This is a genomic window from Dethiosulfovibrio salsuginis (assembly GCF_900177735.1).
Lineage (GTDB): Bacteria > Synergistota > Synergistia > Synergistales > Dethiosulfovibrionaceae > Dethiosulfovibrio > Dethiosulfovibrio salsuginis.
Map to the genome: position 1 here is coordinate 40,119 of NZ_FXBB01000001.1, position 20,733 is coordinate 60,851.

The 20,733-nt window shown below is 48.1% G+C and carries 22 protein-coding genes and 1 tRNA gene; 5 read left to right on the top strand and 18 right to left on the bottom strand.

The genetic code is table 11. The features are described from left to right. Window positions 1-8: 8 nt before the first annotated feature. The 4 genes from B9Y55_RS00215 to B9Y55_RS00225 all read left to right on the top strand — a co-directional run bounded on the left by B9Y55_RS00215 (window position 9) and on the right by B9Y55_RS00225 (window position 2,789). Window positions 9-1,313 (top strand): thymidine phosphorylase, encoded by a 1,305-nt coding sequence (locus tag B9Y55_RS00215; RefSeq protein WP_085543346.1) that lies wholly within the window; start codon window positions 9-11, stop codon window positions 1,311-1,313. Window positions 1,314-1,316: 3 nt separating this feature from the next. After that, window positions 1,317-1,697, top strand: coding sequence for a J domain-containing protein (locus tag B9Y55_RS00220; RefSeq protein WP_085543347.1), 381 nt, complete (start codon window positions 1,317-1,319; stop codon window positions 1,695-1,697). 55 nt (window positions 1,698-1,752) lie between these two features. Beyond that, window positions 1,753-1,851, top strand: a tRNA-Sec gene (locus B9Y55_RS13145). A gap of 329 nt (window positions 1,852-2,180) precedes the next feature. After that, entirely contained in the window at window positions 2,181-2,789 is a 609-nt protein-coding gene (locus tag B9Y55_RS00225) for a site-specific integrase (RefSeq protein WP_200806592.1), read from the top strand. Window positions 2,790-2,960: 171 nt separating this feature from the next. Here B9Y55_RS00225 and rsfS read toward each other — a convergent pair whose 3' ends face one another. The 14 genes from rsfS to xseB form a co-directional block, all read right to left on the bottom strand. Further along, window positions 2,961-3,308, bottom strand: a complete 348-nt coding sequence (gene rsfS, locus B9Y55_RS00230) for a ribosome silencing factor (protein WP_085543348.1) — start codon at window positions 3,306-3,308, stop codon at window positions 2,961-2,963. Between the two features lie 16 nt (window positions 3,309-3,324). Further along, window positions 3,325-4,572, bottom strand: a complete 1,248-nt coding sequence (locus B9Y55_RS00235; RefSeq protein WP_085543349.1) for an LCP family protein — start codon at window positions 4,570-4,572, stop codon at window positions 3,325-3,327. A 5-nt stretch (window positions 4,573-4,577) separates the two neighbouring features. After that, window positions 4,578-5,267 carry a nicotinate-nucleotide adenylyltransferase gene (nadD, locus tag B9Y55_RS00240; protein ID WP_085543350.1) on the bottom strand — a complete coding sequence of 230 codons (690 nt, stop codon included), beginning with the start codon at window positions 5,265-5,267 and terminating at the stop codon, window positions 4,578-4,580. Continuing rightward, a complete protein-coding gene (obgE, locus tag B9Y55_RS00245) occupies window positions 5,230-6,543 on the bottom strand; it encodes a GTPase ObgE (RefSeq protein WP_085543351.1) in 1,314 nt (437 codons plus the stop codon). The genes nadD and obgE overlap by 38 nt, the downstream gene beginning before the upstream one ends. Window positions 6,544-6,668: 125 nt before the next feature. After that, window positions 6,669-6,962: a 50S ribosomal protein L27 gene (gene rpmA, locus B9Y55_RS00250; RefSeq protein WP_085543352.1), complete on the bottom strand. Its 294-nt coding sequence runs from the start codon at window positions 6,960-6,962 to the stop codon at window positions 6,669-6,671. Continuing rightward, on the bottom strand, window positions 6,952-7,284 hold the full coding sequence (locus B9Y55_RS00255; protein ID WP_085543353.1) for a ribosomal-processing cysteine protease Prp: 333 nt from the start codon (window positions 7,282-7,284) through the stop codon (window positions 6,952-6,954). The genes rpmA and B9Y55_RS00255 overlap by 11 nt, the downstream gene beginning before the upstream one ends. After that, complete coding sequence (rplU, locus tag B9Y55_RS00260) at window positions 7,284-7,595, bottom strand: 50S ribosomal protein L21 (protein ID WP_085543354.1); 312 nt, start codon at window positions 7,593-7,595, stop codon at window positions 7,284-7,286. The genes B9Y55_RS00255 and rplU overlap by 1 nt, the downstream gene beginning before the upstream one ends. A gap of 127 nt (window positions 7,596-7,722) precedes the next feature. Then, entirely contained in the window at window positions 7,723-8,472 is a 750-nt protein-coding gene (locus B9Y55_RS00265; protein ID WP_085543355.1) for a substrate-binding periplasmic protein, read from the bottom strand. A 119-nt stretch (window positions 8,473-8,591) separates the two neighbouring features. Further along, a complete protein-coding gene (locus B9Y55_RS00270) occupies window positions 8,592-10,235 on the bottom strand; it encodes an AAA family ATPase (RefSeq protein ID WP_085543356.1) in 1,644 nt (547 codons plus the stop codon). Continuing rightward, window positions 10,232-11,116, bottom strand: a complete 885-nt coding sequence (locus B9Y55_RS00275) for an NAD(+)/NADH kinase (protein WP_085543357.1) — start codon at window positions 11,114-11,116, stop codon at window positions 10,232-10,234. Before B9Y55_RS00275 ends, B9Y55_RS00270 begins: the two co-directional genes overlap by 4 nt. Beyond that, complete coding sequence (locus B9Y55_RS00280) at window positions 11,113-11,919, bottom strand: TlyA family RNA methyltransferase (protein WP_143340753.1); 807 nt, start codon at window positions 11,917-11,919, stop codon at window positions 11,113-11,115. Before B9Y55_RS00280 ends, B9Y55_RS00275 begins: the two co-directional genes overlap by 4 nt. Then, entirely contained in the window at window positions 11,891-13,756 is a 1,866-nt protein-coding gene (dxs, locus tag B9Y55_RS00285) for a 1-deoxy-D-xylulose-5-phosphate synthase (protein ID WP_085543358.1), read from the bottom strand. Before dxs ends, B9Y55_RS00280 begins: the two co-directional genes overlap by 29 nt. Before the next feature lie 11 nt (window positions 13,757-13,767). Continuing rightward, on the bottom strand, window positions 13,768-14,583 hold the full coding sequence (locus B9Y55_RS00290; protein WP_234986052.1) for a polyprenyl synthetase family protein: 816 nt from the start codon (window positions 14,581-14,583) through the stop codon (window positions 13,768-13,770). Between the two features lie 90 nt (window positions 14,584-14,673). Then, complete coding sequence (gene xseB, locus B9Y55_RS00295) at window positions 14,674-14,883, bottom strand: exodeoxyribonuclease VII small subunit (RefSeq protein WP_085543360.1); 210 nt, start codon at window positions 14,881-14,883, stop codon at window positions 14,674-14,676. A 102-nt stretch (window positions 14,884-14,985) separates the two neighbouring features. Between xseB and rpmB the strand changes: the two genes are divergently transcribed. After that, window positions 14,986-15,180: a 50S ribosomal protein L28 gene (gene rpmB / locus B9Y55_RS00300; RefSeq protein ID WP_085543361.1), complete on the top strand. Its 195-nt coding sequence runs from the start codon at window positions 14,986-14,988 to the stop codon at window positions 15,178-15,180. Window positions 15,181-15,201: 21 nt separating this feature from the next. On the opposite strand, the gene B9Y55_RS00305 is transcribed toward rpmB, so the two are convergent. From B9Y55_RS00305 to B9Y55_RS00320, 4 genes are all read right to left on the bottom strand, one after another. Beyond that, on the bottom strand, window positions 15,202-15,933 hold the full coding sequence (locus B9Y55_RS00305; protein WP_085543362.1) for a thiamine diphosphokinase: 732 nt from the start codon (window positions 15,931-15,933) through the stop codon (window positions 15,202-15,204). Next, window positions 15,914-17,587 carry a DNA translocase FtsK gene (locus tag B9Y55_RS00310; protein ID WP_234986056.1) on the bottom strand — a complete coding sequence of 558 codons (1,674 nt, stop codon included), beginning with the start codon at window positions 17,585-17,587 and terminating at the stop codon, window positions 15,914-15,916. The genes B9Y55_RS00305 and B9Y55_RS00310 overlap by 20 nt, the downstream gene beginning before the upstream one ends. Before the next feature lie 620 nt (window positions 17,588-18,207). Further along, window positions 18,208-19,569, bottom strand: coding sequence for a TldD/PmbA family protein (locus tag B9Y55_RS00315; protein ID WP_085543364.1), 1,362 nt, complete (start codon window positions 19,567-19,569; stop codon window positions 18,208-18,210). 11 nt (window positions 19,570-19,580) lie between these two features. Next, window positions 19,581-20,579 carry a GTPase gene (locus B9Y55_RS00320; RefSeq protein ID WP_159448167.1) on the bottom strand — a complete coding sequence of 333 codons (999 nt, stop codon included), beginning with the start codon at window positions 20,577-20,579 and terminating at the stop codon, window positions 19,581-19,583. Window positions 20,580-20,733 lie beyond the last annotated feature (154 nt).

Below are 20,733 nucleotides of genomic sequence, written 5' to 3' on the forward strand. Positions count from 1 at the left end.
TAGCCCTCATGTTCGATATCCTAAGGTTTATCGAGACCAAAAGGGATGGGGGAAACAACGGAGCGGAGGATCTCAAGGTTTTTGTCCGTTCCATAATGGAGGGCTCCGTCAGGGATTACCACGTAGCGGCGTGGCTCATGGCGGTATACCTCAACGGCATGGCGGAAGATGAGCTACTGGCCTTTACCGATGCCCTTGCGAACTCTGGAGAGGTGGTTTCCTTCGGGCGAGGGGTAAAGACGGTGGATAAACACAGTACCGGAGGGGTCGGCGATAAGGCAACCCTTATATTGGTTCCTCTGGTGGCCGCCTGTGGCTTATCGGTGGCTAAACTCAGCGGAAGGGGCCTCGGCTTTACCGGCGGTACCGTGGATAAGCTTGAATCTATCCCAGGCTTTAAGGTCGATATGACCCTGGAGGAATTTAAATCTCAGGTGGAGGAGATAGGATGTGCCGTCGCAGGCCACTCCCCGGACCTCGCACCTGCGGAGGCCTTTTTTTACGAGCTAAGGGATGTCACCGCTACGGTTCCCTCTCTGCCCCTTATATGCTCCAGCATAGTCAGCAAGAAAATAGCCGGAGGGGCGGATAGCTTTGTTTTTGACGTCAAGTACGGTTCCGGTGCCTTTATGAGCGATCTGGAGGACGCGAAAAAACTAGCTGAATCTCTGGTGAACCTCTCCAACAAGATGGGACACCCTAGCTCCGCTCTTTTAACCTCTATGGACGAGCCTCTAGGTAAATGGATAGGGAACTCTATGGAGGTTCTTGAGTCGGTGGAGGTCCTTAAAAATTCGGGCCCAGAGGATACCACAGAGCTGTGTTTAGCTCTAGCGGGGGAGATGCTCCTCAACGGAGGTATGGTTACCAGCCCGGAAGCAGGTGTGGAGATGGCAAGATCGGCCCTGGTGGAGGGAAGAGGGCTTAAAAAACTGGCGGAGTTAGTGGTCAGACAGGGCGGACCGGCGGACTTAGTCGATTATCCCTCAAAATATCTACAGCCTAGCCCTCTGGTCTACGAGCTAAAGGCCCAAGGGGACGGATTTATATCCTCCGTAAATACCAGATTTATAGGTGAGGGGATCCGTCGGCTTGGAGGAGGAAGAAGCGATAAAGAGGAGTCCATCGATCCAGGGGCCGCGCTGGAGATTACGGTGAAAATCGGGGACAAGGTCAAAACCGGGGACGTGATAATGAAATGCTATTCCGACGATCCTTCCTCCGTGGATTACGCCAGAGAATACCTCGATCGTAGCTGGACGGTGGACGTAGAGGCGGTCCGTCCTCCGCTTATTCTGGGGAGGGTCGATTAGGGTATGGCCTTTATCCTGAGGATACTCAGGGCCCTTTTGCCTCTGTTTTTTTTCTATCTGGTGGGAAAGATCCTGCGAAACTTTATGGCCGTATATCGCTATCAGCACTATAGAGGTCAGGCTGGATCTGGTCAGCAAGGCGGTGGGCAGCAAAGGACTAGCAGCTTCACCTCTAGAGAGGGCGACCCCTACGAGATTTTAGGGTGTCCTAGCTCCAGCTCGAACGATGAGATAAAAAAGAGATACAGAGAGCAGATAGCCAAGTACCACCCCGATAGGTTCGTGGGTATGAGCTTAGACGAAGATTTTGTAAAACTGGCGTCAAGCAAGTTTCAGGAGATACAACTGGCTTACGATGCTATACGGAAGAGCAGAGGGTTTTAGGCCACAGGGGTTTTCAATATCGGCTAAATGAGGTACAATACGCCATGTTTCTTGCGGAAGCGAATGTGTCCTGGTGGGCGCCCCGGGCTTCAAACCCGCGAGGGGGGCGGTATAGGCCGTCTCCGGTGAGTTCGATTCTCACACGCTTCCGCCAAATAGCCTTTTAGGTGGCCGTTTTCCGAGCTTCACGTCTCGGAAAACGGCCACCTTTTTTACGTGTAAAAACGGAGGTATCGTAGGTCCTCTTCAAAAAAGAAGGGGCCTTACAGGCCGTTTTGAGAGGTCGAAAAACCGCCACCCATGCGGCTCAAACGAAAGTATCTCACTTGCATTGTGTTACATTGGAGCTTTGGGGGTAAATCCTCTGATACCAAGGGGTTGACTGTATAAGGATAAGAGGTTATTCTCGTCAAGAAAGTAACATAATACGTTTATATACCACGTTGTGTTACTTTAAACGAAGCCAAAAAAGGAGGGGCTATAGTGGAGTTTGTGCAGCCTATAAGGGACAAGGCAAAAATAGACGCCATGAAAAAACTGCTGAAAGCCAGCAATATGAGGGACTACGTTTTATTCACCTTGGGGATAAACTCTGGACTCAGGATATCCGACCTCCTGACGTTAACCGTTGGAGACGTAGCTATAAAAGGCAAAAAAACGCCCTCTATCTCCGACAGAATAACCTTAAAGGAAGCCAAAACAGGAAAGACCAAAAGCTTTCCTCTAGGGGATACCGCAAAGAAAGCCATAAGGGAGTACCTCAAATCCAGGAAATACGACTGCAGTGACCCAGAGCAAAGATCGACGCCTCTTTTCCCCTCCCGAAAAAGAGGCGTCGAAAAGGGATCTAGGCCTATCAGCAGGATTCAGGCCTACAGGATACTGAACGACGTCGCAAAGGTGGTGGGGATAGAGGAGAGAATAGGCACCCATACCCTGAGAAAGACCTTCGCTTATCACGCCTACCAGAGCGGTTACGATCTTTCGATGATACAGAAGCTGCTAAATCATTCATCCCCTGGGGTGACCTTGCGATACATAGGCATCACCCAGGACGAGATGGATAACGTCTACCTCTCCTTGAACCTGTAAGAGACCCTAACAAAAATGACCTCACCGAGATTGCTCGTAAAACTGGATGTAGCTACAGGTAGATAAATCCAGCCTTTTTTGATCCTAGGAAAACAGCTTTTGCAACATAAGATACATTATAGGACATAAGATTGATATATAAAAAGCAGAGCGAACTCTGCTTTTTATATATCAATCTATATTCTCAAACCTTTTAACAGGTCTATCTCCCCAGATACGGTCTAAGTTGTAAAACTCCCGCCCTTTTGAACTGAAGATGTGGATCAGCACATCCCCGGCGTCGATAAGTCTCCACATAGAGCTGTTTTGTCCCTCTCTGGAGTATTTGACCCCAAGCTTGTCCAGCGCATCCTCCGCTTCGTTGCATAACGTTCCCATATGTACATCCGAGTTGGCGGTTGCGACAACGAACTCTGAAGCTATGGTCGACGCTTCCTGAACGTCGACCATCACCACATCTTGACCTCTTTTTGAGGAAATTGCCTCAGCTACCGATTGAGCGACGTTGCTGTACTCCATGTTTTCACTCCTTCTATTAATTCTTAAGTGAATTTATAACCTTATCGTAATCCTTTCCCAGAGTTAAGACTAGAGCGTAACTCAAGGATCGATCCTCTTTTACCAGGTTTTCTGGTATACGACACATTCCCGCCAAAGCAAGAGCCATTTCTCTGTTACCATCGACAGTATTATAGGTTATGGTACTGTAATGATAGTCGAAGTGCTTGGCGTTTCCCGTGTAGGCTACCTCGATACCAAGCCTCTCCATTCTAGAGGAGGCCTGTCTCCCTAAACCTGCAACCCCTGCTCCATTGAGAATAGCGATAGGCTTGGTGATGGAATTCAAAAAAAATTCAAAGTTATCGCTGTTCCCGCTGTCCGCATGGTCCTCCGAGGCAGTGGAGGATAAACCGTGGTTTTCGGAGGAGGTCAATATAGTCGAGGTCGCGACCAGATCGGGTGACCAATAGCTTCCTCCTCCGATAACCGCTGGTTTACCAGGCATAGTCATAAAAAACACGTTCTCCGGCGATATATCCTTTAAATAGCTTGCCAACTGCAATCCCTGAGAGACGGGAATATCACTTTGGATCACCGATAGCAGTTCCCTGGTGAGCTCGGTCATTCTATTCATGTTAGAAGGATCGTAGACTTTTTTCAGCAACGCCTTGAGGAACTGCTGTTGTCTCTGTATCCTGCCTATATCCCCAAGGGCATCGTGACGAAAACGGACGAACTCAAGAGCCGTTTTTCCGTCCAGATGACGCCAACCTTTTTTTATATCTATGTATAGTCCGCCAGCTCTGTCTTGATATTTTAGGTTTTTAGGAACGTCTATATCCACGCCACCTAACATATCCACTATCTTAGGGAAATTATTATAGTTGATGACCATGTAGTAATGAATCGGCATACCGATCAGATTCACCACCGTCTCTTTCAGAAGATCCACCCCACCGTAGGCGAAAGCGTGGTTGATCTTCTGAGTCCCCTTCCCCCTTATGGTAGTTCTGGTGTCTCTGGGTATGGACATAGCTTTTACGGTCTTGTTATCGATATCCAACGTCACAAAAGCCAAAGTGTCCGATCGGTTGACGCTTTCGACATCGTCCAATCCGACAAGGAGAATATTTATATTGCCCGTTTTTTCGTCGAATTGGATGGTCTGCTTTATATCTCCAGCGTCAGGGGCTACTAGAGATTTTATCCTCCAAGCTCCTCCTGCGGCAACCGATACGACGGCAACCAGGATAAGGAAAACTATTTTCGTTTTTTTTACCATCGGGCTCACCTCTTTGATGTTTTTTCAAGTCGAGCTTCCCGATATAATCCTTTTTTTCTTATGTATTGCTCCACTAAAGGAGGTACCAGGTATCTGATGTTTTTTCCCTCTTTAACCCTCTTGCGAATTTCGGTGCTGGAGATGGAAAGAGAAGGGATAGTTAACGGAACAACGGACTTTCTAAAGGAATCGGGGAAGGATTTGAGAAACTCAAATCCCTCTTTTCCGTAGCCTGGCCTGGTCACAGCCACGATAGAGCATAGACCAGGCAGACTATCGTGCTCATGCCAGCTCATCATCGTCGATACCGCATCTACTCCTGTTATGAAGTAAAAAGAGACCTCCCCGGTGGGGAACCAATGGCGCATTTCCCTCAAAGTATCCACGGTGTAGCTGGGCTCATGTCGGTCTATCTCTATTCTAGACACCCGAAATCTATCGTTCTCCAGTGTAGCCAGACTGGTCATCATGTACCTATCCTCCGGGGAGGATACCTTATGTTGGGCTTTGTGAAAAGAATCTCCTGTAGGAATAAAGATCACCCTCTCTAACCCAAGGGCGAAAAGAGCCTCCTCCGCAGCGACCAGGTGGCCGTGATGGATTGGATCAAAGGTCCCTCCCATCACACCTATTTTCCGAGTGCTTTTGTCCGTTTTATCAGTATGCCTTTTCTGGCTGGAATTCGAAGACAACATCGCCTATATACACCGTATCGCCTTCCTCCGCTCCACTGGCCTCCAGCAATTCCTCGATTCTGTACTCCCTCATGATACGCATAAACCGGACTACGGCTTCCTCTTGGTTAAAATCGTATCTCTCCACAGCTTCCTCTATCCTAGTGTGAATTACCCTGAAGCAACCAGGCTCCTGTAACCTTATTATCTGGGCCTTCTGTTTTCTGCCCCTTCGCTTCTGACCTTGTTCATCCTCTTCGGATATCGTAGCAAAGAGCCTGGTAACACCTGTGGGTCTGGGGTACTTTCTGCAAATATCTATCAATGTCCCCATAAAACTATCGACTCCCTCGCCGGAAACAGCGCTAGTGATAAGGCAGTCAATACCTTCGGACTTAAAGAAATCCTCAAAGGCACCTACAACCGAGTTAGAGGGTTCTAGGTCTATCTTATTGCCTACTACCACGTAGGGTCGATCCAAAAGATCGGCGTTGTAGGCCCTAAACTCATCCAGGACCGTCCTCCACTGATTTAAAACAGAGTCTATAGAGCCAGAGCTGAGGTCAAGCACGTGGACGATAACCCTTGTTCTCTCTATGTGTCTCAGAAAGTAATGACCTAATCCTTTGTTCTCGTGAGCTCCCTCTATTAGCCCAGGGACATCTGCGACGACGATCCTCTCTTGGTCAAGTCTCATTACCCCAAGGTTCGGAGAGAGGGTCGTAAAAGGATAGTCGGCTATTTTAGGAGTAGCGTTGGAAATAGCGGCCAGCAAACTTGACTTTCCGGCGTTTGGAACTCCGACCAAAGCCACGTCAGCTATCAGCTTTAGTTCCATGGTTATTATTCGTTGCTCTCCCTGTTCCCCTTTTTCCGAAAAACGAGGGGCCCGTCTCCTGGAACTGGCGAAATGGGCGTTGCCCTTTCCTCCCTTTCCTCCTCTGGCGACGAGACAACGATCGCCAGGTTCGACCAGGTCAGCTAGAGGCTCTCCTGTCTCTTTGTCAAACACCATGGTTCCACAGGGAACTTTTATGGTTATATCGTCCGCATTAGCGCCAAAACACTTAGAACCTAAGCCATGACCACCGTTTTCCGAGGAAATGTGCTTAGAGTATTCAAAGTCAGCCAAGGTGTGAAGATCGGTGGTCGCCTCAAGGAATATACTGCCACCTTTTCCACCGTTGCCTCCATCGGGACCTCCCTTGGGAACGAATTTCTCCCTGCGAAAGCTCATACAGCCGTTACCGCCGTTGCCAGCGGAAACGTTAATTGAAACCTTATCAACAAACTTCATCTAAAAAACCCTCCAAAAAGGGGAACAAAAAAGCGGGCCCAGGAAGACCTCGGCCCGCTTGACGCTGGATCGAACAAAGAACCCCACTCAACGGATACCGCCACAGGCGGCTGCTTCAAAGATATTTAAACAGCCGAGGGTACTTCTTCGATAAAGACGTATTTCCTAGTTCCCTTGCTCTTAAAACGGACCACGCCGTGCTTAAGGGCAAAAAGGGTATAGTCTTTGCCCAGACCTACGTTAAGGCCGGGATGATAGGACGTTCCCCTCTGACGAACTATGATACTGCCAGCTTTCGCTACCTGGCCATCGCTCAGCTTGAGGCCGAGCCTCTGACCACGAGAATCTCTTCCGTTAGAGCTACTTCCCTGCCCCTTTTTATGGGCAAAGAACTGGAGATCGAACGACTTAAACAGCATTTTCTTGCACCTCCACCAGTTTTACGTTTCTTGGATAGGTCTTAGCTAGAGCTTTAAAGCTCTTATAGACGGCGGCCGATATGGCCTGGGATTCGGAGGTGACCTTTTCCCACCGAATGGAAACCAGGGCTCTTTTCTCGTCAACAGAGGAAAGAACGTCCATGCCGAGGACATCGACAAGGCCCACATGCAGCACCTGCACTAGGGTGGTAACGGACGAACAGACTATGTCCTGACCGGAGGGAGCGTAATCCGAGTGTCCCTCGATCTTCATGGACAATATAGATCCGTCATCTCCCCGATACACCACCACCTCGGTCATTAGCCGTTTATCGACTCTATGCGAACGAGGGAAAAGGGCTGTCTATGCCCTCTAAATCTGCGATAATTTGTCTTGTTCTTGTACTTAAAGACGATTATCTTCTTGCCCTTGTCGTTGGAGAGCAACTTGGCCACGACGGAAGCACCGTCCACCAGAGGGGCACCGACTTTAACGCCCTCATCAGAACCTACCATCAGAACCCTGTCAAAGGTCACGGTCTCGTTCTCTTCAATCCCGAGCTTCTCTATCTTAAGCTCATCTCCAGGCTGCACACGGTACTGCTTACCACCAGTTTCAATTATAGCGTACATTATTTTTCCTCCTCTCGCCGAGATCAGGTAGCTTGGCTTTGAAAAACCCGTCTCATGCGGTATGTCGACAGCCTTTGCATTTTATCTCTTTCTGGGTCAGAAGTCAACGAAGAGGACGGCAAAGGGGCTAAAACCACTTGGCCTTTAGCGATTCGGCCCTTTCCGATATAACCTGGTTGACCAGATCCGCCATTTCATCGTCCCCTGAGGGCATAGCGACACCGAACTCCTCTTTTGTGAGAAAGCCGTCAACTACCTTAAGAGAGGGGTTCTGCCTTGCGTAATCCTCTGCGACTGGTCCATCCATAACTGCTCCACCTATTATCCCAGCTAAAACGGCCTCTAATATCTGGTCGTATTTTTCGAAAGGAAGCGGGATCGCCCCTATAGATTCGGCACCGGCACCGGCGGTACTTCCTTGGAGTATGCCTAACGTCGTCCCTTTGGCATCGGAATGAGTCTTCAACCCATCGGCAGAGCCCCTGGTGAGCAGGACCTGACCGGTTACAAAATAGGGCTCGGAGAACAGACATTTCTGCCCTCTGGCATCGGTAATGGTTATCGTCGATGCCGCAATATCGAAAAGACTCCAGTCGTAACCGTCGGTCCAGGCGTTTGTGATTCCTCCATCCCAGGGGATACGTATAACCTTGGCATCCACGCCTAGCTTTTTCGCTATAGCGTGAATTAGGTCGACGTCAAACCCTTTTGCCTCGTCACCGTCGGATATTATGAAGGGAGCGGTGTCAAAGTCGGTGGTCGCTCCTATTAGCACTCCCCTTTCCCTTATACGGTCCAGAGTTGGGCTAGCCCAACTCTCCGCTCCGGCAAAAAACAACACACTTAAAACGATAAAAACAGAAAATATTTTTCTCATACAAATCCCTCCTGGCTAAGTATAGAATAATGTCCGTAAAACGACGAACATCTGAGGGATATACTACACCAAAGTCAGAAAAAACAAAACCGCTAGATTCTTTTTCGATAGACCTGAGTTCAGGAATCTAGCAGTTTAGCCGCATGGGACTTGGCCTCTTCAAGGTTAAAGTCTCCAGATAACATTCTAGCTATCTCGGAGACCCTCCCATCTCTATCGAGCTTTTCGATGTAGCTTTCGTTTCCTTTACGGCGAACCACCATATGACAATCCGCTTGAGCGGCAATTGTGGCCTCGTGGGTTATCAATATCACCTGGCAACGATTTGAGAGCTCCTTTAGTTTTATTCCAGCCAGAACAGCGGCCTTACCGCCTAGCCCAGCCTCGACCTCGTCAAAGACCACAGTGGACGGGAACTGATCGTCTGGCAGAGATAGCCTTATGGCCAGCAATATTCTGCTAAGCTCTCCTCCTGAGGCCATTTTAGAGACAGGACCAGGATCTCCCTTGCCCCAGGATAATCTAAACTCAACCGATTCCGCTCCTGTCGTACGAAGACGGCTCTCCTCTATCAGCCCAACGGAAAACAGGCTGTCCTCCATGGCCATCTGGGATAGACAGAGGTTCACCCTGGATTCAAGCCATAAAGACGCTTCTTTTCTCCGCCTCCGAAGCTCTAAAGCCATCCTAGAGGCGCTTTTTCTGTGCTCCTCTACTTGACGCTCTACGTCGTTTTTAAGGTCGTTACTGCTTCTCAGCCACTCTAACTCTCTATCTGCCTCTTCACAGTAATCGATAAGTTCCTCTACGTTAGCAACACCGGCGGTTCTTTTCAACTTTCGGAGAGCTCCCATTTTAGATTCTAGTTCCTCGACGCTCTCTTCCAGAAGGTTGCGGTTTTCCTCGTCCCCCGCTTCGTCAAGTATAGAGAGAATAGAACTGTAGGATTCCAGCAACAGGTCTATATGGCCGGAGACTTCCTCTCTGTTTTCCTGAGGTAGCCTCCTTAGAACCTGTTCCATTATATCCTCCAGCTCTTCCTTTAAACTACCTGGTTCATCGTTTTTCATCCTGAATCGTATTTTTCTAAGATCGTTCATCCTAGCCAACTCGGAGGACAGTTTTCTATGGTCCTCCTCCCAGGTAGTTTCACTCTCTTTGTTGATCTCCATCTTTCTCCATCGATGGACGATATCCTCAGCTTTTTGAAACCTATCGGTAATCTCTCTTTGCCTTTTTTTGATGGTGAGCAATCTTTTTTCCTGCTCGATAGTCGACTTAACCTCACTTTTTAACTCTTTTTTTAGAGCTGCAAGAGAGGGGCCTCCGCAACTATCGACCATCTGGAGCTGATTATCCTGATTAAGCAATTCGAGCTGGGCAAACTGGCTTTGGATAGTTATCAGTTCTCGAGATAATTCGCTTAAAGTCGATAAAGGCACCTGGCGATTTTGGACCCATACTCGACCTCTACCGTTTTTATTGACCTCTCTTTTAATAAAAAGTTTACCCTCTTCCCAAGGGGGGAGGTTTTTTGATGATGGAGAATTAAAAATTGCTTCCACCGAACCGTTATCGCTACCGGCTTTTATCATAGTAGAGGCCGATCTTTTGCCTGCTACAAGCTCAAGGGCCCTGACTAAGCTGCTTTTTCCTGCACCGCTTTCTCCTGTTATAGCGGTAAGGCCAGGAGAGAAACAAAGTTGGGCTTCCTCTATGCCTCCGATATTCTCTAAGTGGACTTCTTCGATCAACTGGGTCACTCCTTATTCTCACCTGAGTAAAAAGTTTTTCCCCACATCAATTTTTTGCTCAATAGGTCGTAGTAATCTCTGTCAGGCAACCAAAGGACATCGACTTTTTTGTCCGAGGATAGTGTTATTTCTATTCTATCTCCAGGGAGAATCTCATACCCTAATTGGCCGTCCTGGGTGAGGGTTAGGTCACGACTCTCCCCTCTCGGCACCAGCGTCAAGACGTCCTCAGGACCTAAGACCATAGGCCTGGCGTATAGGGTATGGGCGCATATAGGAGCTAATATCATACAGGGCACATGAGGTGGCACTATGGGCCCACCGGCAGAGAGAGCATAGGCGGTTGATCCAGTTGGAGTGGATGCAATTATCCCGTCCGCCCTCAAGGTTCCGGTCAACTTGTTGCATATGTGGATATCCACCTCCATGACCCTTGCTAGAGGACCTTTGGTAAGCACCAAGTCGTTGAGGGCGTAAAGCCTATGTTCTATCTGTCCGGAACGGTATATCTCGCCTAGCAAAATTTGCCTCTGTTGTATGCGATAGTTCCCATTTGCTATTTGAAGGACATCGTCTTTTACTCCACACGGATCTCCTGCAGCGAGAAAACCGAGGTGTCCTACGTTGACCCCAAAGAGGGCTATCTTATCGTCTAAAACATAACGGGCTGCTCTTAAAAACGTGCCGTCTCCACCTATAACCAGAGCGACGGCTACCTGGTCCTTCCAGTTTTCCTCCTCTACAGGTATTCCAAGCACCGAGGACTCTAAAGGAGGAAGTCTAAAGCATATGTCTTCACCAGGTCCCCATCTAAGAAGATCAAGAGCCAGGTCTATAGCCTTAGGCTTTCTCGTATTTACGATGAGTCCTATAACGCTCTTCTCTCTCACCTTAGACCATCCTGATGGGCTTCATCGACTATACCTTTGAGGTCTATATCTTTACCTACCTCGCCTTTTACCATGTAAAAAAGAAACTCTATGTTGCCCTTAGGCCCTTTTATCGGTGAAAAGCTACAGCCGACAAGGCCTAGGTCGGTCTTTTCCCTCAAAAAATCCGCAACTTCCACGAGTATCTCCAGGTGGATTTCAGGGGAACGGACCACCCCCCCCTTCCCGATTCTCTCCCTTCCAGCTTCAAACTGAGGCTTTATGAGCGAGATTATCGCTCCTCCATCCGGCAAGATCGACTCTATAGCCGGGAGTAACAGTCTAGCGGAGATGAAAGAGGCGTCCATGACCCCGATTTCAGGGGCAGGGGAAAAAGAGGCACCCTCAAGATATCTGGCGTTTGTCCTCTCCATAACGATAACCCGACTGTCCTGTCTTAGCCTCCAGTGTAGTTGTCCATACCCAACGTCGACGGAGTAAACCATAGAGGCGCCTCTGCGCAAAAGGACATCGGTAAAACCCCCTGTAGAGGCTCCTACATCTACACAGACCTTTCCGTTTACGTCCAAGGGAAAGACATCCAGAGCTTTTATCAGTTTGTGAGCTCCTCTGCTCACCCACTCCTCTTTGGCGTTTCTGACCTCGAGATTCGATTCAACGTCTATCGACGTACCCGCTTTATCCACTTTTTCCCCTTGAACGTAGACGACGCCGCCCATTATGAGGGCTTGAGCTTTATTTCTGGTCTCCACAAGCCCTCGATCTACAAGCAACTTATCCAGTCTTTCTCTCTGTTTTTTCACCGCAGAAAGCCACCGCCTTGTCTATAGTCATACCACACAGGTTCCATTGATCGTTTACCGTTCCGTGAGGCAAGAACATGTCGCTAACCCCCATGAGTTCGATGGAACAGGAGGCCCCTATTTCGGTGGCTCTGGCGGCTATAGCCTCTCCAATCCCTCCTGTGAGATAGCCATCCTCTGCTATTAAAATGCGATATCCTTTCATTATTAAAGGATCTATGGTATCCCAGTCCAGAGGGGCAATCGTTCTCAGGTCCATCAGTCCTGGCTCTGCAAAGCCCTTCTCGATCGCCTCGTTTCGGGCTTCGTTCAGGAAATGAACGGTTTTTCCTATCCCTATAAAGAGGGTCTCTCCTTGAGGTTCGTAGAGGATCTCCGCCTTTATGCCCCCTGTTTTTTTGAGATTATCTCGACACAGGGCCTGAATCACCGATCCTCTGGGGTATCTTATAGCGGTAGCACCGGATCTTTTCATAGCTTCATCGATCATAATCTCAAGATCTACCAGATCCCTGGGAGCCTGAAATACCAGGTTAGGTATCGATCGACACCAGGTTATATCCGATAACCCCTGATGGGTTTCACCGTCTTCCCCTATCATTCCAGCTCGATCTACCGCAATAAGGACGGGGAGAGATTGAATGCATACGTCATGACTGAGTTGATCCATAGCCCTTTGTAGAAAAGTAGAGTATATAAAAGCAACAGGCCTAAGCCCTCCAGCTGCCATACCTGCGGATAAAGTCATCATATGCTCTTCCGCTATTCCGACGTCAAAAAATCTTTTAGGATACCGAGCGGCGAAGGAGTTTAAGGCTGATCCTTCTTTCATAGCAGGCGTCAAAGCGACCACTCGAGGGTCTTTTTCCGCTATTTTCTCGACTTTATTCGCAAAAGCCTGGCTCCAGGAGAGTGACTTAGGTGCCTCCTTGGAGAAAGCCACCCCTATTCCATGATATTTACTCGGTTCGTTTTCCGCAGCCTCTACGCCTCTGCCTTTTTGAGTTATGAGATGTATTACTACAGACCTATCGAAACTCTTAGCCAAGTGAAAGATAAGGTCCATTTCCTCTATGGAATGACCGTCAAAAGGCCCCCAGTAATCTATATCGAGAGAGTTAAATATGTTGTCCGGCTTGACGAGGCTCTTTATCTGGTCCTTTGCGTTTCCCAGAAAGCTCTCGATACTCTCTCCTTTAGGTAAGCTCTTGCAACATCCCTTAATTGCTTTTTTCAGTTTTTGATAGTAAGGGTTTGTGCTAAGGTAGGCAAAGTGGGTCGCCGCACCTCCAACTCTAGGGCTAATTGACATTGTGTTATCGTTTAGTATATAGATAACCTTTGTGTCAGCGTCTTTCAGGTGATTCAGTGCTTCAAAGGCCATTCCGTTTATGATCGCCCCATCGCCGATGACTCCTACTACATGGTGATCCTGTTTGAGTATATCCCTGGCTTTAGCGTAACCTAAAGCGGCGGAGAGAGAGGTGCTGCTGTGCCCAACGTCGAAGTGATCGCAGGGACTTTCGTTTCTCTTAGGAAAACCGCTCAGGCCACCGAACTGCCTTATGGTATGGAAAAGATCCCTTCTACCTGTAAGGATTTTGTACGGGTAGGTTTGATGGCCGACATCAAATACGATCTTATCGTTTAAAGGGTTAAAATTCCTCAAAAGAGCGACGGTAAGCTCGACTGTCCCTAAAGATGACGCTAGATGGCCACCGTTTCGAAAGATGACATCGGCGATCAAAGTCCTTATGTCCTGGCACAGAACCGAAAGATCGTTGGAATTTAGCTCCTTGAGTTGCCTAAAATCCTCTATGTTTTCCAATAACGACATGTCTATGACCTCTACATTGTTCTGTGCTCGAGATATTTAGATAAGGCAATTAGAAAGGAAGCCTTATCCCCAAAGCCGGATAAATGGGATATCCCGAGGTCGGTGTATTTATTCAGAAGCGTTCTAGCCCCATCCAGGCCATAAACGGAGACAAAGGTTCTTTTTCCTTGGCTTTGGTCCTTGCCTATAGATTTACCCATCTGCTCCTCAGTTCCGATAACGTCCAATATATCGTCGGCTATCTGAAAGGCGGTGCCTAAAGCTGATCCGTAGAGGTCTATTTTATTCTGATCCTCGACGGTGGCTCCCGCTAAGATAGCTCCTGTGACCACCGACGCCCTTATCAGCTGGCCTGTTTTAAGGGCGGAGATATTCTCAGGGGATTCTTTCCCCTCCATATCCCAAACTTGCCCTCCACACATACCGTAAGGTCCGAGGGCTTTAGCAAAACAGGAGATCGCCGCTATGATCCTCTCTGGAGGCAAATTTAAATGGACCATGGGATACTCAAACGCATGGCAAAGAAGGGCGTCCCCAGCGAGAATAGCCATAGCCTCACCGTAAACCACGTGATTTGTGGGCTTTCCCCTTCTAAGATCGTCGTCATCCATAGCGGGCAGATCGTCGTGTATAAGGGATGCGGTGTGGACCATCTCCAATGCTAACGCCATAGGCATAACATCGCCGTTTGATACCCCAAAGAGCTCCGCTGAGGCAAGACACAGTACGGGCCTCAGCCTTTTGCCCCCAACCTTCATAGAGTATACCATAGAGTTCCATATGGTTTCAGGGGTGTTTGCTGGCGGATTATCCGCCCATATCTGCAACCCAATTTCAAATATATTTTTTTTATCTTTTAAAATCTCTCTAACGTCAATATTCTGCATTTTCACAGGCCCCTCTCATATAATGAGTTCTTACCCTTCATTTCCTTGCTCCAAGGCCTCTTCTCCTTTTTCAGTAAGAATAGTGACCTTTCTCTCAAACGACTCGAGCTGTTTGCGACAGTCCGCAATAAGAGCCTTCCCCTCCTCGAACAAAGAGAAAGACTCCTCCAGAGGAATCGCATCGGACTCTAATTTTCTAAGGATATTTTCCAACTCCGCTATTTTTAAAGAAAAACCCATCAAAAAACCTCCAGATAAAAGAGCATATCAATTTGCCCCTTTTGGTGTTTGTGTGATACAATGCCTAGGTTCAAGTGAATCTACGCAAGGAGGCCGAACATTATGTCTAAGGTGTGCGACTGTTGCGGTCGAGGTCCAGCTACTGGCAACGCCGTAAGTCACTCTCACAGGAAGACCCGCAGACGCTGGCTTCCTAACCTTCACTCCGTGAGGGTTGATCTCGGCGTCGGCGAAACCAGAAAGCTTCGGATTTGTTCCCGTTGCCTTCGATCCAACAAGGTTAAGCGGGCCCTTTAAGGGCCCGCTTCCCTTTTAGGGTTACCTCCCCTTAAGATATACCCCCATCCAACCGGATTCCAAAGCCACCTCCGTATCCTCTACAGGGAAATTGCTTATACTGTAAGGATAATCTCTACTAAGGGAGACCTTTTCTAAAGGCCATTTTACCCCTTTGATAGATACACCGTCACATAAATCGGAGAGAGGCAACAGTGAGACTATGTCCAGTGGACTAGGGCTTTCGTGCCGTAAAACCAGACTCTCCCCTCCTCTAACGATAATCATCATCTCCATGTTATCCCCTAAAAACCTGAAATAACTGCCCTTAACGTTGTGACGTAGAATAGAGTTAATAGAACTCCATACATGGTCAAACCGCCCCCCCCAGATTCCTGTGATAGTTCCAAAAACAGGGGATAGCAGTCTATCGCAGAGGTCCAGGGAAATTTGAAGGTCGGTAATGTCTTTCTCCCAACTGTATGTATCCATTTTAACCCCTTCAGAGATTAACCAATCCATCGTGTCGTTCGCTATGCTATCGAAGTCCCCTATGGCCATCTCAGGGACTACAGATGCCTCTTTGCAGTAATCGGCACCGGAATCTATTGCCCACACTCTTCGAGTTTCAGCCATGGTCCTTAACCAATGTGGATCAGGTCCTCTTCCTCCAGAGACGAGCAAAACGTCCTCTTCCGGAAGGTTTGGGGCCTTGAGTTCTACTAGAACGTTTTTCCACCCTAAAAATTTTCCATTATCGACGGCACTCTTCAATTATCTCCTCAGCCCTCTCTTCGTCGACGTATATCTCTCTTGGTTTTGAACCTTCTTGGGGACCGATGATGCCCATTTGTTCCATAATATCTATCATCCTAGCGGCTCTGGTGAAGCCAACCCTCATCTGCCTTTGAAGCCTGCTAGCTGAGGCAATTCCGGTCTGCATAACCAACCTGACCGCCTCCTCAAGCCGCTCATCCTCCATAAAATCACCTATACCGTTGCCGTTTTTGGCCTTTGGATCCTCCAGTTCAACGTATTTAGGATCTCCAAAAGCCTCTCTAAGGGACTCTATTACTTTAAAAGAGCTCTCTTCGTCTATAAAAGGAGCTTGTACCCTGACGGGCTTGGGGTATTTAGTGCTGGTAAAGAGCATATCGCCTTTCCCAAGTAACTGCTGAGCACCTGATACGTCTATGATGGTCCGAGAATCGGTCTGTGATGGCAGAGTAAAAGCGGCTCTAGCGGGGATATTGGCCTTAATAAGACCGGTGATGACGTTAACCGAAGGCCTCTGAGTCGCGAGAATAAGGTGAATCCCTGTCGCTCTAGCCATCTGTGCCAGCCGACAGATATAGTCCTCGACGTCTTTAGAAGCGGTAAACATCAAGTCCGCGAGCTCATCTACGACGATAACTATATGAGGTAACATATCGTCAGATTTGTGGTTATACCCTTCGAGATTTTTAACCCTTAAACGGGCAAAAACCTCGTATCTACGCTCCATCTCTCTGACTGCCCATCCTAGAGCTTGAACTGCCTTGTGGGGATCGACGACGGGCTTTGCCAAAACGTGAGGCAATTTTTCGTATATGGCCATTTCAACCCTCTTGGGATCGATAAGTATAAATCGAAGCTCCGACGGAGTTCTCGTTGCACAGAGGGCAGTTATACAGCTGGTAACGAAGACGCTTTTACCGGAACCTGTCGTTCCTGCGACTAAAAGATGTGGGAGGTCCTCCAAGCCTATTACCATAGGAGATCCGTCGATAGCCAGACCTATAGGCAGAGGCAGTATGGAGTCGCAGTCCGAAAAACTATCCGATTCCATCACCGATCTCAATGTAACCGGTCTTCTCCTCTTGTTAGGGACCTCAATCCCTACATAGGATGTCCCGGGAATAGGTGCCTCAACCCGTAGAGATTGAACCGCCATCGCTACCGCCAGATCTTTGCTTAAACCGGCGACTTTACTTACCTTGACCCCAGGAGCTAGCTGTATCTGATATTGAACAACCGTAGGTCCTTCCATAGCGTTAGCCAGCTCAGCCTCTACCCCAAAATTAGCCAAAGCTGTGACGATATCCAACCCCTTCTGCCGAAGTACCATAGGATCGTTTCCAGGGAAATCGTTATTCTCCACCCCGAAAAACTCCATCGGCAGGGAACGCTTCTCTTCTTTGTGCTCTGTTTTGCCTGTAGAATGCGAGTCTATAGGTGTCTGATCGGAAAAAGAGACTTTTCTCTCCGGTTTTATCTGTGATAATAGGGATTCCCCGGTCACGACTTCCTCCCGCTCTTCCTCCTCCAGATGAACATCCAGATCTTCCCTCTCCGGTTGGGGCTCAAAGTCTTCCGAGAGGTCGGATGGCTCTGTGGGCTTAACGATTATCTTAGGTATTTCGGAGGAAAAATCATCAATATCGGACATAGGTAAGTCCTCCTCCCCATGCCCTCTTTTTTTTATTTTGATATGCCTTAATTTAATAATTATCCCTCGAGCCATGGTCTGTGCTTTTTTTACTATCATTTTTGCGTTATCACGATCCAAAGGCATCACACCGTAGATAACAACGGATAAAAATAGCATAACAAAACCTAGCAAGAAAGCCCCTAAGGTCCCTACCGTACCCACCATCCCCTTAGATAAAGCCTCTCCTAGCCATCCGGGATCAGCCAGTCGGTATGAAGAACCGGCCATATCCATAAAGCAGGTCAGGATAAAAAAAGACACAGTCAAAAAAACTGAACCGAGTATCTGAGATTTTAAGTTCACGATAGCTCTTCCGGTGCTTACACCAAAAAGGAGATAGGAGATAAACATCGTTGGGACGACCACAGCTCCCCCTACAGGGAAAAGTATAGCGTTCCCTAACGATCTACCCCATAACCCAGTCCAAGAAGTGCATATGGCTCCCAAAAGATACAGGGAAAAAATAAAAAAAATCAGACAGCACAATCTAAAGACAAAGGTTCTTTTGTACCGCTTATCCTGTTGTGTCAGACGCCTTTTTCTCCTTCTTATAACAAGGTCAACGTCGTTTTCATTGGTCATATCGCCGTCGAACTCCCTCCTACCGTCATAGCTTCCACCAGAATAGCCGGCTGACCGTCGGTCACAGGCACGTTTTGGCCTCCCTTTCCGCACATTCCAGGTAAAAAACTTAAATCCCTTCCCACTCCGACTATTTTTTTCAATATATCGGGACCGTTGCCGGAGAGAATCGCTCCCCTGACAGGGGAGAGAGACCCCTTTCTGATGAGATAACCTTCTGTCACATGAAATACAAAATCTCCGGATGTAGGGTTTACCTCTCCACCTCCCATCTGTCGTACCAACAAACCGTAGTCTACCGACGATATAAGATCATCTATAGACCCATTTCCAGGTTCGATAAAAGTATTTGACATACGAGGCTGAGGTGGAACTCTGTAAGACGATCTTCTACCGTTTCCCGTTAGAGGTATACCCAGCTTTAAGGCCATTTCCCTATCGGTGAGATATCCCTTTAGTATACCTTTATCGACCAGCACCGTTCTGCCTGATGGAGTTCCCTCATCGTCAAAACCATAGCTGCCATAAAGTCCCTGGATCGATCCGTCGTCTACGATAGTCACTATAGGGGAGGCTACCGTTTTTCCTATCATGTCTCTGTATACCGAGAACTCTCTCTCCACTATATCCGCTTCCATTCCATGTCCGCAGGCCTCGTGTACGACCGTTCCACCGGCCTCCCCTGCCATTATCACAGGCATAGTTGTCGCAGGACACGGAGATGCTTTCAACATCATTTCGGCGGTCTCAGATGCCTGGTCGGCCAGTACCTCTAGGTTTGTTAGGGACAAAAGATCCTCCATAGAACCCCTGCAAGCGGAAACCTTTAGAGCTGTTTGGAACTCCCCTCTTCCTTCTGCCACCACGTTGACGCTGTACATGGAATATTTCCTTGACTCTCTCGATATATTCCCTTTTTCCTGCACGATCATTATTTCTTTCTCCGAAGTAGAGAGGGATATCTCCACCTGTACGATCGAGGATCTTGACCTGAGCCTGCTATCTATAGCCTTCAGTCTATCACCGATACGGGGAACCTGCACCTGAGGGGATACTATGAGGTCTGGCCCTTCCTGTATATCTCTAGAGCTCCAACCGCCTATATTTGATAGATCTCCTATCACTCCGCCTAAGGCTAGACCATTCGTGCCGTTCCTGCTGGAGTAAAAGGTTTTATCGCCGACGATAAGTCGTCCACCGACTCCAGAGGCCGATGAAGAACCAGCTTCCTCTATTTTCCCGTCATCGAGGACTAAATGATGCCCCGACGCGTTTTGAAAGTAAAGATCCCCTAGACTTGCCTTGGATAGTTCTACTTCCGAGATCCATCTCTCCCTGAGATACTCTAAAAAGGCCATATCGCCCTACCTTAGGCCTTTTTTCTGACCGCTTCAGAGGGTATCAGACTGGGACGAACTACCGGATCGACCCCTTCCGGCAACGATAAGGTGCCAGAGAAGTTACCGCTCCTAAGGGCAATCCAACCACATCCAGGAATAACGAGATCCTGATTTACGTGGATAGAAACGGGATGAGATGTATAAGATGGACCATCCAGAGAACTCCAACAGCTCGGACAGGGAGGGGACATAATATCTTCTCTGAAAGGATCGCATAGAGACTTAAATTTATCGGAATTTGTCGCGTGAACGGTGACACCTTCTGGCACAAAGACCTCTACCTTGACCCACCCTCTGTCGCCACAGCTGTCCAATCTAAGCCACCCAAGGCCGCCTAAAGCGATAACCTGACCTGTCTTTAAAGTAAAAACAAAGTTAGAAAAACCCTTTTGGGGAATAAGAGCTACCAAGCATTCAGGACACATCCTAGATAGCCATGGATTAGATTCTTTAAGACCAGGGGCATCGACATAAAGAACACGACCGCTTTTTCCCTTTCCCTCTACTACGCCTAAGGTGGTTCCAGGAAGCCGAGAGACCGTTGGAGTATCGCTGCATATCAGGCCGGAGAGCAGAGTGCTTTTCCCTACGTTTGTGGTACCTAAGAGCAGGATAGCCTCACCGGGAGAAAAGGTGTCCTCTATGCGGTGTCTTAGATCCGCCATAGCTCTCCTATCTTTGGCGGATATAGGGATAATTCTTTTAGGGTCAAGCTTTAGCCTATCGGAAACCCAACGTGATATTTGGTCTGGAGTAACCCATTTTTTTAGCACGTCGCACTTGTTAACTAAAACAAAAACCGGTTTATCCATTTCTACCGCCCAGTTTAAAGCTTCACAGGATATCTCAAATTGACCGATATCGACCACCAGAAAGACCGCAGAACATCTCTTTACCTGGCTCAGTATATCCTCTTTTATTACTTTGTCCTTTATGGATGCCTTTTTTAGCACACCATAATGTCTCATTTGAAAACATCTACGACAGACAAGTTTTCCATCTGGGGTCTTGTTAGAGGGAATATAACCCCCACCATCGGGGTTATCCGTTTGAAACTCAGCTCCACATCCAGGGCAGCGATTTATAGCGTCAACCATAGTAGGTATCCTCCTTCGATTCTCG

Coding starts and splice junctions, on each gene's coding strand:
- B9Y55_RS00215 (WP_085543346.1), top strand. CDS start 9: ATGTTCGATATCCTAAGGTTTATCGAGACCAAAAGGGATGGGGGAAAC.
- B9Y55_RS00220 (WP_085543347.1), top strand. CDS start 1,317: ATGGCCTTTATCCTGAGGATACTCAGGGCCCTTTTGCCTCTGTTTTTT.
- rsfS (WP_085543348.1), bottom strand. CDS start 3,308: ATGGAGTACAGCAACGTCGCTCAATCGGTAGCTGAGGCAATTTCCTCA.
- B9Y55_RS00235 (WP_085543349.1), bottom strand. CDS start 4,572: ATGGTAAAAAAAACGAAAATAGTTTTCCTTATCCTGGTTGCCGTCGTA.
- nadD (WP_085543350.1), bottom strand. CDS start 5,267: ATGTTGTCTTCGAATTCCAGCCAGAAAAGGCATACTGATAAAACGGAC.
- obgE (WP_085543351.1), bottom strand. CDS start 6,543: ATGAAGTTTGTTGATAAGGTTTCAATTAACGTTTCCGCTGGCAACGGC.
- rpmA (WP_085543352.1), bottom strand. CDS start 6,962: ATGCTGTTTAAGTCGTTCGATCTCCAGTTCTTTGCCCATAAAAAGGGG.
- B9Y55_RS00255 (WP_085543353.1), bottom strand. CDS start 7,284: ATGACCGAGGTGGTGGTGTATCGGGGAGATGACGGATCTATATTGTCC.
- rplU (WP_085543354.1), bottom strand. CDS start 7,595: ATGTACGCTATAATTGAAACTGGTGGTAAGCAGTACCGTGTGCAGCCT.
- B9Y55_RS00265 (WP_085543355.1), bottom strand. CDS start 8,472: ATGAGAAAAATATTTTCTGTTTTTATCGTTTTAAGTGTGTTGTTTTTT.
- dxs (WP_085543358.1), bottom strand. CDS start 13,756: ATGTCGTTATTGGAAAACATAGAGGATTTTAGGCAACTCAAGGAGCTA.
- xseB (WP_085543360.1), bottom strand. CDS start 14,883: ATGGGTTTTTCTTTAAAAATAGCGGAGTTGGAAAATATCCTTAGAAAA.
- rpmB (WP_085543361.1), top strand. CDS start 14,986: ATGTCTAAGGTGTGCGACTGTTGCGGTCGAGGTCCAGCTACTGGCAAC.
- B9Y55_RS00310 (WP_234986056.1), bottom strand. CDS start 17,587: ATGTCCGATATTGATGATTTTTCCTCCGAAATACCTAAGATAATCGTT.
- B9Y55_RS00315 (WP_085543364.1), bottom strand. CDS start 19,569: ATGGCCTTTTTAGAGTATCTCAGGGAGAGATGGATCTCGGAAGTAGAA.
- B9Y55_RS00320 (WP_159448167.1), bottom strand. CDS start 20,579: ATGAGACATTATGGTGTGCTAAAAAAGGCATCCATAAAGGACAAAGTA.